At 53.6% G+C, this 14435-nt stretch carries 11 protein-coding genes and 1 pseudogene; 3 read left to right on the plus strand and 9 right to left on the minus strand.

From position 1 onward, the window contains the following. Positions 1–15: 15 nt before the first annotated feature. From pyrH to AC6I9Z_RS13300, 5 genes and pseudogenes are all read right to left on the minus strand, one after another. Positions 16–738, minus strand: a complete 723-nt coding sequence (pyrH, locus tag AC6I9Z_RS13280; RefSeq protein ID WP_109356681.1) for a UMP kinase — start codon at positions 736–738, stop codon at positions 16–18. Positions 739–865: 127 nt separating this feature from the next. After that, the gene (tsf, locus tag AC6I9Z_RS13285) at positions 866–1789 is read right to left on the minus strand and encodes a translation elongation factor Ts (RefSeq protein WP_461456259.1); all 924 of its coding nucleotides are present in this window, start codon (positions 1787–1789) and stop codon (positions 866–868) included. Positions 1790–2202: 413 nt separating this feature from the next. Then, a pseudogene (rpsB, locus tag AC6I9Z_RS13290) lies at positions 2203–2949 on the minus strand (30S ribosomal protein S2); the annotation flags it as partial. Positions 2950–3137: 188 nt separating this feature from the next. Next, positions 3138–4853: an N-acyl-D-amino-acid deacylase family protein gene (locus AC6I9Z_RS13295; protein ID WP_461456260.1), complete on the minus strand. Its 1716-nt coding sequence runs from the start codon at positions 4851–4853 to the stop codon at positions 3138–3140. After that, positions 4850–5254: an MAPEG family protein gene (locus tag AC6I9Z_RS13300; protein WP_461456261.1), complete on the minus strand. Its 405-nt coding sequence runs from the start codon at positions 5252–5254 to the stop codon at positions 4850–4852. Before AC6I9Z_RS13300 ends, AC6I9Z_RS13295 begins: the two co-directional genes overlap by 4 nt. Before the next feature lie 276 nt (positions 5255–5530). Here AC6I9Z_RS13300 and AC6I9Z_RS13305 point away from each other — a divergent pair, with 276 nt between their 5' ends. Further along, positions 5531–5773 (plus strand): hypothetical protein, encoded by a 243-nt coding sequence (locus AC6I9Z_RS13305; protein ID WP_461456262.1) that lies wholly within the window; start codon positions 5531–5533, stop codon positions 5771–5773. On the opposite strand, the gene AC6I9Z_RS13310 is transcribed toward AC6I9Z_RS13305, so the two are convergent. Then, positions 5721–6515, minus strand: a complete 795-nt coding sequence (locus AC6I9Z_RS13310) for a CDP-alcohol phosphatidyltransferase family protein (RefSeq protein WP_461456263.1) — start codon at positions 6513–6515, stop codon at positions 5721–5723. The genes AC6I9Z_RS13305 and AC6I9Z_RS13310 overlap by 53 nt on opposite strands. A 35-nt stretch (positions 6516–6550) precedes the next feature. After that, the gene (locus AC6I9Z_RS13315; RefSeq protein WP_461456264.1) at positions 6551–7285 is read right to left on the minus strand and encodes a phosphatidylserine decarboxylase; all 735 of its coding nucleotides are present in this window, start codon (positions 7283–7285) and stop codon (positions 6551–6553) included. A gap of 181 nt (positions 7286–7466) precedes the next feature. Between AC6I9Z_RS13315 and AC6I9Z_RS13320 the strand changes: the two genes are divergently transcribed. After that, a complete protein-coding gene (locus tag AC6I9Z_RS13320) occupies positions 7467–8687 on the plus strand; it encodes an NADP-dependent isocitrate dehydrogenase (protein ID WP_461456265.1) in 1221 nt (406 codons plus the stop codon). Here the strand turns inward: AC6I9Z_RS13320 and AC6I9Z_RS13325 are convergent, their stop codons facing one another. Next, positions 8688–9899, minus strand: a complete 1212-nt coding sequence (locus tag AC6I9Z_RS13325; protein WP_461456266.1) for an FAD-dependent oxidoreductase — start codon at positions 9897–9899, stop codon at positions 8688–8690. It abuts the gene before it with no gap. A 60-nt stretch (positions 9900–9959) separates the two neighbouring features. Here AC6I9Z_RS13325 and AC6I9Z_RS13330 point away from each other — a divergent pair, with 60 nt between their 5' ends. Then, complete coding sequence (locus AC6I9Z_RS13330; protein WP_461456267.1) at positions 9960–11768, plus strand: cation:proton antiporter domain-containing protein; 1809 nt, start codon at positions 9960–9962, stop codon at positions 11766–11768. Here AC6I9Z_RS13330 and alaS read toward each other — a convergent pair. Further along, positions 11752–14400 (minus strand): alanine--tRNA ligase, encoded by a 2649-nt coding sequence (alaS, locus tag AC6I9Z_RS13335; protein WP_461456268.1) that lies wholly within the window; start codon positions 14398–14400, stop codon positions 11752–11754. The genes AC6I9Z_RS13330 and alaS overlap by 17 nt on opposite strands. Positions 14401–14435 lie beyond the last annotated feature (35 nt).

The following is a 14435-nucleotide window of genomic DNA, read 5'->3' on the forward strand; positions in this document are numbered from 1 at the left end:
CAATTCTCCCAATATCTATTCTGTTGCACCGACGATGGTCGCCGTACCGCCACCGCCAAGGACGGTCGCCAGATTGCCTTGCTCACGGATGGTAAAAACAACAATCGGAATATTATTTTCGCGGCACAGCGCGACAGCGCTGGCATCCATCACCTTTAAATTGTCAGTCAGCACCTGATCGAAGCTCAGCGCATCATAGCGCGTCGCATCCGGATTGGTTTTCGGATCAGCGTCATAGACACCGTCCACGCTAGTCCCTTTAAACAGAGCTTCACAGCCCATTTCCGCCGCGCGCAAGGCCGCGGCCGTATCGGTCGTAAAATACGGGTTGCCGGTGCCGGCCGCGAATATCACGATTCGCCCTTTTTCAAGATGCCGGACGGCTTTGCGGCGAATATAGGGCTCGCAAACGCTTGCCATTGGGATGGCTGACAAAACCCGTGTGTCACACCCCATTTGTTCGAGCGCATTTTGCACGGCAAGCGCGTTCATTACTGTGGCCAGCATGCCCATATAGTCCGCGCTGGTCCTATCGAAACCTTTAGCCGCTGCCGCCAATCCGCGGAATATGTTCCCGCCGCCGACGACCAGACATAACTCATAACCCGCTTCTTTCGCAGACTTCACTTCGGCCGCGATCCGATTCACGGTTTCCGGATCGATCCCGAATTCTCCGGACCCCATCAACGCCTCGCCAGAAAGCTTCAGCAAAATGCGTTTAAACGCTGGTCTTTTCATGCAAACTCCATCCCGCTAACTGTCATGTATCAGCACCAAATACGACAATGGCGCAGACCATAGATAGTCCGCGCCATTGCGCCAAGTGTTAATGCGCCCAACTGTTATTTGGACGCAAATTTGGGTATTAGCTGCCGAGAGTCGCGGCCACTTCCGCTGCAAAATCTTCTTCTTTCTTCTCGATGCCTTCGCCAAGCTGGAAACGAACATATTCGATCAGCTTGATTTCAGCGCCAGCATCCTTGCCAGCTTGCTCGACGACCTGAGCGATTGGCGTTTTATTGTCCATGACGAAAATCTGGCTGAGCAATGCGTTTTCCTTGGCAAATTTCGCCATCGCGCCGTCGACCATTTTCTCGACGATATTCGCTGGCTTGCCGGATTCAGCGGCTTTTTCAGCGGCAATTGCGCGCTCGCGGTCCAGCATGTCCTGATCCAGACCATCAGCGTTCAACGCCAATGGGAAGGCCGCAGCAATATGCATAGCGATCTGTTTGCCGAGCGGCTCCAGAACGTCAGCGCCGGCGGTACTTTCCAGCGCGACCAGCACGCCGATTTTACCCATTGTAGGCGTCACGGCATTATGGACATAAGGCACAACGGTTCCGCTGCTGACTGCAACAGTTTTCATCCGGCGGATCGCCTGGTTTTCGCCGATGGTCGCGATATTATTGGTCAGGGTGTCCTGAACCGTACCGCCAGCAGGATAGTCTGCCGCTGCCAGAGCTTCGACATCATCGCTGCCCAGACCCAATGCAACTTCGGTCACGCCGGTTACAAAGGCTTGGAACTGGTCATTCTTGGCAACAAAGTCGGTTTCACTGTTCACTTCAACAGCAACGCCTTTGGTACCGGATACAGCCACGCCGACAAGACCTTCAGCCGCGGTACGGCTGGATTTCTTCTGAGCGGCAGCAAGGCCCTTGGTACGCAGCAAATCAACCGCTGCTTCCACGTCGCCATTTGTTTCGTTCAATGCTTTTTTGCAATCCATCATGCCAGCGCCGGTGCGCTCGCGCAGTTCTTTCACTGCTGCTGCGGTAATAGCCATTTTTTAAGTTCCTCAATTTCGTGTGTGAGAATGATATGTTCTTAATAAAATGAAGGGGCAGCACCGATGCCGCCCCGCCATTTTCCTATGCGGTCAATATATGACCGCACCAAGATGCTTCAAGCTTAAGCCTTTTCGTCGGCTTTCTTGTCGTCGTCCTTTTTAGCGGCAGCTTTCTTGGCTGGTGCTTTTTTGGCAGGAGCCTTTTTCGCAGCTGCTTTCTTGGCTGGTGCCTTTTTAGCTGCCGGCTTTTTGGCCGGAGCTTTTGCTTCTTCAGCAGGCTTTTCTTCTGCCGGTTTTTCTTCTGCAGCAGGAGCTTCTTCAGCCGCCGGTGCTTCAGCCGGTGCCGCTTCGATCTCTGCAACTGCAGCCGCTTCACCAGCAGCCATTGCGCTTGCATTAGCTTCGCTGGAAACAATCGCTTCTACCGGTGGAGCAACTTCTGCACCCAGGTCTTTACCTGATGCAACAGCAGCTTCCTGCCCGCCCTTGGTCGCAGCCGCAGCCACGGACTCACAGTAAAGACGAATGGCACGTGCCGCATCATCATTGCCGGGAACCGGGAATGCGATGTTGCTGGGGTCGACGTTGGAATCCAGGATCGCAACAACCGGAATGCCAAGAACATTGGCTTCCTTGATGGCGAGCTCTTCCTTGTTCGCGTCGATTACGAACATTACGTCGGGAATACCGCCCATATCACGGATACCACCCAAGGACAGTTCCAGCTTGTCGCGCTCACGTGTCATCTGCAGGGCTTCTTTCTTGGTGAAGCCAGCCATGTCACCGGAAAGCTGCTCTTCAAGCGTCTTCATCCGGCGAATCGAGTTGGAAATTGTTTTCCAGTTGGTAAGCATACCGCCGAGCCAGCGATGGTTGACGAAATGCTGTCCACTCATCCGTGCGGCTTCTGCGATAGGCTCCTGTGCCTGACGCTTGGTACCAACGAAAAGAACCTTGCCGCCGGAAGACACTGCATTGGCAATGAAATCAAGCGCGCGAGCGAACAAGGGCACGCTCTGCGAAAGGTCAAGAATATGGACGCCGTTGCGGGCACCGAAGATATAGGGTTTCATCTTCGGGTTCCAGCGGTGGGTCTGGTGGCCGAAATGCGATCCGGCTTCAATCAATTGCTGTAGGGTGACGACAGGGGCCGCCATAGTACTTCTCCTTATCCGGTTATGCCTCTGGAAAGCTAAGAACCTCAAACGACCTGAAAGGCCGGTATCAGCACCGGTATGAGCGCTTTCCATGTGGAATGAGCGTGCCGTTAGAGCGATGCGCGGGGAAATGCAAGCCTAAACTTCGGAAACGCGGCAAGACTGGACCGATAGGCCCATCATCGCCGCTAAGCGTTCCTGATTAACTGCCCGGGCCGTGCGCCAGTTGATTCATCAAATCGACGGATCACTTCCCCTGAAACAATGGTAGCGTCATAACCGGTCGCGCGCTGATGAAGTCGCTGACCACCCGCCGGCAGATCACGTACGATTTCAGGCAGGTGCAGTTTCAAGCCGTCCAGGTTGATGACATTGATATCAGCCTTGGCCCCCGGCTTCAGCAAGCCACGCTCCGGCAGCCCAACCGCTTTGGCCGCTTTGTGCGACAGCATATGTACCGCCTCGGCAAGGTCAAAACGCAGATCTCCCGGATTTTGCACAAATTGCGTCAGCAAAAAGGTTGAATAGCTGGCATCGCATATCGCACCATAATGCGCGCCACCATCGCCAAGGCCTGGGATACAATGCGGATGACTGAGCATTTCATGCGCACTATCGAGCGTCGCATCTTCGTAGTTGCCCAGCGCAGCGAGAAACAAGCCTTTGCCTTCGGTTTCGAGCAGCCGGTCATAGGCAATTTCCTGTGGCGAGCAACCTTTCGCCTTCGCCTGCCCGGCCATGCTCATTTCCTTTGACGGCGCATAATCCGGCGGATCATCGAGAGGGAACAGCCAGTTCCAGTCCCGGGCGAGCTCGTTAAACGGGTGGCCTTTTTCAAAGTCTTCAGTGATCAGGGCTTCCCGCAACTCCGGATCGCGCATAGCAGCGACCTGTTCCTCTACAGACAAGTCGGCAATTTTGGACCAACTCGGGCAAAGCACGAACGGATGCACCGTCAGTTCCAGGCCCGCGATCAGGCCAATCGGGCGCGGCATGATCTGCGCCGTGGCCTTGCCGCCGCTGGCATTGGTCTGGTCTATCATGTCGAGCACCTTGCGCCAGCGCGGCGGGCCGTCATTCCCTGAGGCCAGAGTGAAAGTAGCGGGCCGGCCGCTTGCCTCGACCACCCGCTCGATCACCTTATACTCTTTGTCCCAGCCAACAAAGGCATCAAGCACGACCTGAAACGTGCCGGTCCCGGCATCGGCCATCCCGCTGCAAATCGCTTCCAGTTCCTGAACATCTGCTTCGAATGTCGGGATGCTGCCGCCATCTGCCGTTTTGTGAATCGACAATCGCGACGTGGCAAAACCCAGCGCGCCTGCTTCAATTGCTTCCTTAGACAGCTTGCGCATCAGCGCCAGATCATCCTCATTGGCCGGTTCTCGAGAAGCGCCGCGCTCGCCCATGGCATAGACCCGGAGCGGAGAATGCGGCAGATAAGCGGCGACATCAATATCGCGTTTGCCCTTCGCCACAGTATCCAGATATTCCGGAAATGTTTCCCAGTTCCATGGCAAGCCATCCGCCATGACGACCCCGGGTATATCCTCCACTCCTTCCATGACGTTGATCAGCAGATCATGATCCTCCTTCCGGCAAGGCGCGAACCCGACGCCACAATTGCCCATCACCGCGGTGGTCACACCATGTGAGGACGAAGGGCTCAATTCTTCCGCCCAGATGCACTGCCCGTCATAATGGGTATGCACGTCAATAAAGCCCGGCGTCACAATCCGGTCAGTGGCATCAATTTCTTCGCGGCCGCGGCCGTTGACCTCTCCAATGGCAGAGATTTTACCATCGGAAACAGCAATATCACCTTCGATAAGCGCGCCGCCACTGCCATCGGCAATAGTACCGCCCCGGATAACCAGATCATGTTCCATATTCGTCTCTCTCATCCTCTGATTACCTGCACCAGGCCGCCTATAAGCGAACCCAATACGAAAATGTAAATGGGTGGCATACTAAGATAAATCCAAATCAGGCGTTTCTCCGACGCTCTGTGATAACCTAAAGCATAACCGACGCGCATGAATGGCCAGATTGATCCAATCCCGGCAGCCCAGACCGGGCTTACCGCATAGGCGAAGAGCCATAATCCAGGCAGAAACAGAACCAGATGCTCAAGTGTATTATGATGAGCACGGACATAGCGTTCATATTCCGGAGGACCGCTGTGCGATGGCGCTTCAATTTTGAACCTGCCCCGGGCCAAACCGGCCATCAGCAGAGTGAAATAGTAAGCCAACAGTGCTAGCGCGCTGACGATTACAACATAAATATAAGGGTCTACCGACATTCACTCTCTTTCTTTCGATAGTCCGATCATAGAGGGGGTGAAACGGAAGACCATTATGTAATTGGATAAGGTCGGCCCTTTGAAAACAGACCAAGCCTGACCATTGCACAACTTGACAGGGCGTGAGCTGCCCCGGCTCCGAGATTTCCGCATTAGCAGCAGGATGTAACCTTTTCGCCGCTTGATGCGTATTTCAGGCATGTTTCAGATAATATTTGACAAGAGAACATATTTAGAACATTAAAGGGTCATAGAAAGAACATACGGGATTTTGACATGCTGACATTCGCTATTGCCACCTTTTTTGCCCTCGCCTTGATTGGCGCAGTTCTGACCATCGGGATGATGTTTCATGCTTATCAGGACAAGATAATGGCCGTGATAGTTGCGGAACTTGGTGAGAAGAACGTCGGTGCACTGGCTGTCTCGCAGCGCAATCGTAGCTCAGCGAACAAGGCTTACCGGACTAGCCCGCACCGCCGGACTGTTCGGACAGTTCCTCTGCGCGCTGCCGCTTGACCTTTGCGTAGCTTCGGATGCTGAACGGAATCAGAACGATATAGCCGATACTGATCACACTTAATGTTATCCACGGATTGTTGATAAGCGCGACACCAAGCAGAGCGAAGCCGGCAAGAGCCTCCAGACGGATATTCTTACGCAACCGAAGTGAAGACCAACTATAGGTGGCTGTGTTAGAGATCATGAGGAAGGCGATGAGCACAATCCATGGTCCGACCGCAAAATAATGGCGAAACAGGTCCTGATCAGTAATCACCCAGAGATATAAGGGCAGCATGGCGAGACCGGCAGCGACCGGAGCCGGAATGCCAGTTAAAAACCCGGCCGACTTGTGCGGCTGATCCTCGTCATCGATATGAGCGTTGAACCGGGCCAGCCGTAACGCACACCCCACGGCCATAGTCAGGGATATCACCCAGCCAAATTGCGGCATATGCTGCAGTGACCAGAAAAACATGACAAGCGCTGGTGTCACGCCAAAAGCGATCACATCAGAAAGCGAATCGAGTTCTGCACCAAAACGGCTTTGTGCATTCAACAACCGGGCGATGCGCCCGTCCAATCCGTCCAATATACCGGCCAGAACAACGGCACCGGCAGCCAGCACCCAATTTTCCAGAAATGCAAAGCGCACACCGCTGAGGCCAACACAAAGCGCCAGGGCGGTCACCGCGTTCGGCGTAAAGGCTCGCAGCGATATACCCCGCTCCGGTCGTTCCGTGGTTTTCTTATCAGCCACTAACTAGGTCGCGCCCTGAATATTTGGCCCGGTCGTCATTGACCAATGCCTTCAATTTCTTTCACTTGCCCGATCTCGGCAATAATCGTTTCTCCGGCGATGGTCCGCTGTCCCAGAACTACATTGGGTGTTGTGCCCTTGGGCAGGTAAACATCGACGCGGCTGCCAAAGCGAATCAGGCCAATACGCTGCCCAACCGCAACAAAATCGCCTTCTTTCACAAAGGACATGATCCGCCGCGCGACCAGTCCAGCTATCTGGGTAAAGCCAACCTTCAGGCCATCGTTGCGTTCAACCATAAAATGCTGGCGTTCGTTTTCGTCACTGGCTTTATCAAGGTCGGCATTCAGGAATTTGCCCGATATATAGGCCTGCCGTTTCACCGTGCCTTCAATGGGCGTGCGATTGATATGCACGTCAAAGACGCTCATGAAAATCGAGACGCGGATCAGTTCCTCGTCACCGAGACCGCCCTCACCCTGCAATTCCAGCGGTGGTACGACCGGCATGATCAAATTGACCAGCCCGTCCGCCGGTGCAACAATATATTTGTCGTCCAGAGGTGTGACCCGTTTCGGATCACGGAAAAAAGCCAGCACCCAGATCGTAACACCAGCCATTGGCCATGCCAGTGTTTCCCATGCGAAAAACGCAAAGACTGCTGTAATGGCCGCCGAGATGACAGCAAATTTACGGCCTTCGGGGTGGACCGGTGGAAAAGACCATTTGGCTTCGCCAAGGCCTTTGTTTGAATATTTTTCTATCGCCATGCATGTTCCTTAGAAGCAGTGTCCTGCTCTGACAATACTCCTACAGCAGTTTTGCAGGATCAATGACGAGAGTTTTGAACAGATGGTTGAACATATTGCGATCTTTGCTAAGAGATCGTCATCTTAGATTCCTCCCACCGAATGCTTCGATAAACATTGCTTGCAGGAAAGAATAATTTCTATGTCTAAAATTAAGGTCAAAAACCCGGTCGTCGAACTTGATGGCGATGAGATGACACGGATCATCTGGCAATGGATTCGTGAAAAGCTAATCGAACCTTATCTGGACATTGACCTGCATTATTATGATCTCGCCATACAGGTGCGCGATGATACCAATGACAAAATCACGGTTGATGCCGCCAATGCAATCAACAAACATGGTGTTGGCGTAAAATGTGCAACCATCACGCCAGACGAAGCACGGGTTGAAGAATTCGACCTCAAGCGGATGTGGAAATCACCAAATGGCACCATCCGTAATATTCTTGGCGGTGTTGTTTTCCGTGAGCCAATCGTAATTGATAATGTGCCCCGGCTCGTACCGGGCTGGACTGACCCAATCGTGGTTGGCCGTCACGCTTTTGGTGACCAGTATCGCGCAACTGACTTTAAAGTCCCTGGCCCGGGTAAGCTTCGTCTGGTTTTTGACGGTGACGATGGCACAAAGATCGATGAGGAAGTGTTCCAGTTCCCATCTCCTGGCGTTGCGATGGCTATGTATAATCTGGATGATTCCATCCGCGACTTTGCCCGTGCTTCCATGAATTATGGCCTTAATCGCAACTGGCCTGTCTATCTCTCCACCAAGAACACGATCATGAAAGCCTATGACGGACGCTTCAAAGACCTGTTCGAGGAAGTGTTCGAAGCCGAGTTTAAGGATAAGTTTGAAAAAGCGAACATCCTCTACGAACATCGCCTGATCGACGACATGGTCGCTGCCGCGATGAAATGGAGCGGGAAATTTGTCTGGGCCTGTAAAAACTATGACGGTGACGTTCAGTCCGACACGGTTGCACAGGGATTTGGTTCGCTTGGTCTGATGACGTCAGTGCTAATGACTCCAACCGGCAACACCGTAGAAGCAGAAGCTGCACATGGTACGGTCACCCGCCATTACCGCCAACATCAACAAGGTAAAGCCACTTCGACCAATCCTATTGCGTCCATCTTCGCATGGACTCGCGGCCTGATTTATCGCGGCAAGTTCGATGATACGCCAGAAGTCACGCGCTTTGCTGAAACGCTCGAGAAAGTCTGTATCCAGACCGTGGAAAGCGGCAGCATGACGAAGGATTTGGCGATCCTCATCGGTCCGGATCAGAGCTGGATGACAACCGAACAATTCTTTGAAGCGGTTCGCTCCAATCTCGAAACGGAAATGCAAAACTGGAAATAATCAGACTTTCGGCGACTGGATAGCCTCTCGCCCCAGCCCCATTCCGATGACGGTACCGGGAATCCGCCGCAATACTGGCACACGGTTCAATATCCGTAACGGCAGAAACGGTTTTTCAATAGCTTCATTGCGCGCAAGTAATGGGGCAATGAATCGGTCTTGCGCAAGTTTTTGAACGGCCTGCATACGTTTGACCGGTTTTATACGGCGTCGATAGATCTGCTCCAATAACATATCAGGATTCTTTCCTTGCGCCATGGGTGCGGCAAGAACATTTGCGGCCGTGACGGCGTCTTGGACAGCAACATTAATTCCGACACCGCCAATAGGCGACATAGCATGCGCTGCATCGCCAATGACCAGCAAGCCAGGTCTATGCCACCTCAGCAGCCTATCTAGAGAAACTTCCAGTGTCTTGACCTGCGCCCAGTCTTCTATCTGATCAAATGCGTTGGCTAGATCGGGTACCAAGGTCTTAAGGCTGGCTCGGAATTTCTCGATACCTTCTTGACGTACCGCATCAGCCTTTCCTTTTCCGAACACATAGGCGCATTGAAGATATTCACCGCGGTCAATCATTACCATGAATCGTCCCGCGCTGATGGTTCCGGCCAGATCGCCGGCATAGTTATGCGGTTTGTCGACCCGGAACCAAAATACATCCATCGGTGCTCCAATATTCTCTATTGGAAACTCCGCTTTTTCGCGCAGAACAGAGCGTCGCCCATCAGCCGCAATTACCAGTTTCGACCGCAGAATTTCGCCCGAAGAGGTCAGCACGCCGCTTACCCGGTCTTCACTGTCATAGTCTAGGTCGGTGGCTTCGGTTTTCATGCGAAGTTCAAATCCCGGATAAACGGAAGCCTGAGTCGCGATAAAGTTGAGCAAGTCCCATTGTGGCATCATCGCGATGTACGGCGCGGCAACCGGAAGGTGCTGCATATCAGCGATCCGCATGATCCTGCCAGCAACCCGAACAGAAAAACTGTCCAGTCTGCTGTGCGGTATTTTCAACAGTTCATAGAGCAGTCCCAATTGGTGGAACAGTTCAAGTGTTGAAGGGTGCACCGTGTCACCACGAAAATCTCTCAGAAAATCAGCATGTTTCTCTAGAACAGTCACTTTCAAACCGGCCCTGGCGAACAGCAAGCCCGCCATCATCCCCGCCGGACCGCCACCAACGATCAATATATCAGTGCTGGCTTTATTCATGATGGCATTTGCTCAATTGATAGTGCTGACAAATACCATCTTTCGCGTATAGATGACGCCATGTCCACTCCACTCGACAATCCCGCATTTATCGACGCTATAGTCATATTGGGAGCGGCGGGGCTTGTCATTCCCGCCTTCGCGCGTTTCAGGATCACACCGATTATCGGTTTCATTCTGGTCGGGATTCTGCTTGGCCCTTCGGGACTCGGCGCTCTGTCAGGCCAATATGACTGGCTCAAGTTTGTCACGATTAATGATCGGGAGGCGATAGAACCCTTTGCCGAGTTCGGGATAATCCTGCTGCTATTTTCCATCGGCCTGGAACTTTCATTCAAGCGGCTGTGGTCGATGCGGCAACTCGTATTCGGCGTCGGCGCTGCAGAGTTGACCATCTCCGGTTTCATCATTGGTTTTGTTCTTTATCTGATAGGACAGAATCCCGCCGGCGCACTGGGTCTCGGCCTAGCCTTGGCGTTGTCATCTACGGCTCTTGTACTGCCGATGTCCGGCACAAAAACCCCGGTGGGTCGCGCTGCGCTAGCCATGCTCCTGTTCGAAGACGTTGCCATCGTGCCGATCATTTTTCTGCTCGGCGCCCTCGCACCTTCCTATGCCAGCGGATCGTCGTGGGAAGAGCTGATAAACACTCTTATTATTGGCGGCGCGGTGATAATCGGGATGTTGGTGCTTGGACGACTATTATTGCCGCGGATTTTTGCACAAGCGGCACGGACAAAAAGTCCTGAACTCTTTTTGTCCGTTAGCCTGCTGGTCATCATCCTCGCCAGCCTTGCGACGGCCGCGACTGGTCTTTCGCCGATAGTAGGTGCACTTTTGGCCGGACTGCTTATCGCCGAGACCGAATATCACGGCGAAGTTGAAGTTATCACTGCTCCCTTTAAGGGGCTCGCACTCGGTGTATTTCTAATCACTGTCGGCATGCAGATCGATATTCGCGTCATTCTGGAAAACTGGGCCAGCCTGATCACAGCTGTTGTCGGGGTGGTACTGGTAAAGGCAATTGTAACCGGCGGCTTGCTGCGGTTTGCTGGTGCACGGCCGGGTACAGCCACGGAGGCTGGCGTATTGATGTCCAGCCCCTCAGAAACCACCTTGATTGTTCTGGCAGCCGCCACCCAAGCGCAGCTTATCCAACCACAAACGGCCGCTTTCTGGCAGATTGTCACGGCAATCGGCCTTACGATCACCCCCCTATTGGCCAGGTTTGGCCATGATATGGCCAGGCGGATTGAGTTGCGGGGTGAAAATATCGAAGCCACCGATGATCAGGTGATCGATGCCGAAAAAACAATCATCATCGGTTTTGGCAGGGTCGGACGGCTGATCGCGGACATGATGCAGGCACATAACCAGAACTATCTGGCGATAGAGTCGAATATTGATGTGGTGGCGGACGCCCGGCGGGACGGTTATCCGATTATCTTTGGGAATGTAGCGCGCAATGAAATGCTGGATCGGCTGCGACTTGGGCACGCTAAGGCGCTCGTATTGACGATGGACGAACCGGTTCTCTCCGTCCAGGTTGTGAAGAAGGTTCGCGCATGGGTTCCCAATTTGCCAATTATTGTACGCGCCCGGGATACAGAGCACGCGGCCGAGCTTTATCAGGCCGGTGCCACCAATGCGGTACCTGAGGCACTGGAAGGGTCTCTGCAGTTATCAGAGGCGATACTGGTGGAAAACGGCGTCGCCATGGGCCCTGTCATTGCGTCCATCCATGAGAAACGGGATCAGATTCGGCACCAGATCCAAAAAGACGGTGATCTAGAAGTTGGACCAAAGCTCAAATCATCGGCTTTGGACGATAGCGCCGTTCCTGCGACAAAACTCAGTCCGCAAGAATAGCCTTTATTGCAGCAATAGCATCATCGGCTTTGGTGCCATCCGGTCCGCCGCCTTGCGCCATGTCAGGGCGACCACCACCACCTTTTCCGCCGACAGCTGCGACAGCAGACTGAACCAGATCAACTGCATTATGAGAGCCGGTCAGATCATCCGTTACGCCGACAGCCACTGTGGCGCGGCCATCGTTGACCGCGATCAGGGCGCTGATACCGCTGCCCATTTTCTTTTTTTCTTCATCAATCAGGCCGCGAAGCTCTTTGGGGTTTAGGCCATTTATCACCTGGCCGCTAAAAGAAACATCGCCAATGGTTTCCACTTTGTTCTTTGCGGAGCCGCCGCCATCTCCGGCCAGCGCCAAAGCCTTTTTCGCTTCCGTCAACTCGCGGTCGAGCTTCTTACGCTCTTCCACCAACGCGGACACCCGCTCGGCTGCCTCCTCGGGAGAGGCTTTCAAGGCAGCGGCAATGGATTTCAGCTTGCTGTCCCGTTCGCCTAACCACAATCGGGCTGCTTCGCCGGTCAATGCCTCGATGCGACGAACACCGCTCGATACTGCCGATTCAGAGACGATTACCATCAAACCGATATCACCCAGCGCATTGACATGGGTTCCGCCACAAAGCTCCACCGAATAGTCGGTATCATCTTCGACACCCATGGAAAGAACGCGAACTTCATCGCCATATTTCTCACCAAACAGGGCCAGCGCACCAGCGGCAACCGCATCGTCCGGACTCATCAAGCGGGTCACTACCGTGCTATTGCCCCTCACCTGCGCATTTACATCAGCTTCAACCGCCTTGATTTCTGCGTCTGTCAAAGCAGCCGGATGAGAAAAGTCAAATCGCAGACGGTCTGGCGCCACCAAACTGCCCTTTTGTGTCACATGATCGCCCAGATGGTGTCGCAGCGCCTTATGCAGCAAGTGGGTCGCGCTATGATTGGCGCGCAGTTCGGTCCGGCGTTTTGAATCGACCACCAGATGGACGGTATCACCGACGGCAACCGCTCCGTTATCTATTTTCATTTGATGTGCGTGAAGGCGGCCAAGCGGTTTGCTCGTATCGGCAACACTGGCCGAGAACCCGTCCTGCCCAGACACCATACCGCTGTCACCCATCTGACCACCGCTTTCACCATAGAACGGTGTCTGATTCGTCAGCATTATGACTTCATCACCGGTGCTGGCAGACTGAATTTCTTCGCCGTCCTTGACTAGCGCAATAACAACACCATCACCGGATTCCGCGCTATAGCCCGTGAATTCCGTGCTGCCTTCGCGCTCAGCGATGTTGAACCACACGGTCTCCGATGCCTGATCTCCAGATCCCTTCCAGGCGGCGCGAGCAGCGGCCTTTTGTTCTGCCATGGCAGCATCGAAACCATCGCGGTCGACACCCAGCGATTTGGCCCGCAAAGCGTCTTCGGTCAGATCATAGGGGAAACCATATGTGTCGTAGAGTTTGAAAGCGGTAGTGCCGGGCAAGACATCGCCGTCGTTCATATCGGCAATCTCCGCATCCAGCAGCTTGAGCCCCTTGTCGAGCGTCCGGCGGAAATTGGTTTCCTCCCGCAACAAGGTTTCCTCGATAAGCGGTTTCGCACGGATCAGCTCTGGAAATGCATTGCCCATTTCACCGGTTAACGCGCCGACCATTCGGTGCATCAACGGGTCCTGAGCGCCCAGCAAGTGGGCATGGCGCATGGCGCGCCGCATGATCCGCCGCAGCACATAGCCGCGACCTTCATTGGCTGGCAAAACGCCATCGGCGACCAGAAAGGATGATGCACGCAAATGATCAGCGATAACGCGGTGGCTGGCCTGGTTGTCCCCTGTTGTTTCGGTGCCGGTTAAAGAGCCAGATTGCGCGATTAATGCCTTGAACAGGTCAATTTCATAATTGTCGTGTGTTCCCTGCATCACGGCCGCAACGCGCTCCAGCCCCATGCCGGTATCAATCGAAGGCTTCGGCAAATCGATACGATCACCGCCAGCATGCTGTTCATATTGCATGAACACCAGATTCCAGATTTCTACAAACCGGTCGCCATCTTCATCCGGACTGCCAGGAGGGCCGCCGAAAATATGATCGCCATGATCGTAAAATATCTCGCTGCAAGGACCGCAGGGACCAGTGTCACCCATAGACCAGAAGTTATCATTGGTCGCGATCCGGATGATCCGTTCTTCCGGTAGTCCTGATATTTTACGCCACAAATCAAAGGCTTCGTCATCAGTATGATAGACGGTCACCGTCAGTCGATCGGCGGAAATTTCCCATGTCTTGGTAATTAATTCCCAAGCGTTGTGGATCGCCTGCTCCTTGAAATAATCGCCAAAGGAGAAGTTACCGAGCATTTCAAAAAACGTATGGTGCCGGGCAGTGTAGCCGACATTATCAAGGTCATTATGCTTGCCACCGGCACGAACGCATTTCTGGCTTGATGTCGCCGTCGGGAATTTGCTCTTCTCAGCGCCCGTGAAGATATTCTTGAACGGCACCATGCCGGCGTTGATAAACATCAACGTCGGGTCATTGTGTGGAATCAGCGGAGACGAAGGAACAACTTCGTGCCCCTGTGCTGCAAAATATTCCAGAAAAGAGCGTCTTATGTCGTTGGTGGTAATCATGAAATCGACTTAGGCGAGGCCCGTCCGGTTTACAA

The organism is Parasphingorhabdus sp., assembly GCF_059726685.1.

What these genes read in the sequence shown, in the direction of transcription:
- AC6I9Z_RS13325 (WP_461456266.1), bottom strand. Translation starts at nt 9,899, where the DNA reads ATGAATAAAGCCAGCACTGATATATTGATCGTTGGTGGCGGTCCGGCG.
- AC6I9Z_RS13320 (WP_461456265.1), top strand. Translation starts at nt 7,467, where the DNA reads ATGTCTAAAATTAAGGTCAAAAACCCGGTCGTCGAACTTGATGGCGAT.
- AC6I9Z_RS13300 (WP_461456261.1), bottom strand. Translation starts at nt 5,254, where the DNA reads ATGTCGGTAGACCCTTATATTTATGTTGTAATCGTCAGCGCGCTAGCA.
- tsf (WP_461456259.1), bottom strand. Translation starts at nt 1,789, where the DNA reads ATGGCTATTACCGCAGCAGCAGTGAAAGAACTGCGCGAGCGCACCGGC.
- pyrH (WP_109356681.1), bottom strand. Translation starts at nt 738, where the DNA reads ATGAAAAGACCAGCGTTTAAACGCATTTTGCTGAAGCTTTCTGGCGAG.
- AC6I9Z_RS13295 (WP_461456260.1), bottom strand. Translation starts at nt 4,853, where the DNA reads ATGAGAGAGACGAATATGGAACATGATCTGGTTATCCGGGGCGGTACT.
- AC6I9Z_RS13305 (WP_461456262.1), top strand. Translation starts at nt 5,531, where the DNA reads ATGCTGACATTCGCTATTGCCACCTTTTTTGCCCTCGCCTTGATTGGC.
- AC6I9Z_RS13315 (WP_461456264.1), bottom strand. Translation starts at nt 7,285, where the DNA reads ATGGCGATAGAAAAATATTCAAACAAAGGCCTTGGCGAAGCCAAATGG.
- alaS (WP_461456268.1), bottom strand. Translation starts at nt 14,400, where the DNA reads ATGATTACCACCAACGACATAAGACGCTCTTTTCTGGAATATTTTGCA.
- AC6I9Z_RS13330 (WP_461456267.1), top strand. Translation starts at nt 9,960, where the DNA reads ATGTCCACTCCACTCGACAATCCCGCATTTATCGACGCTATAGTCATA.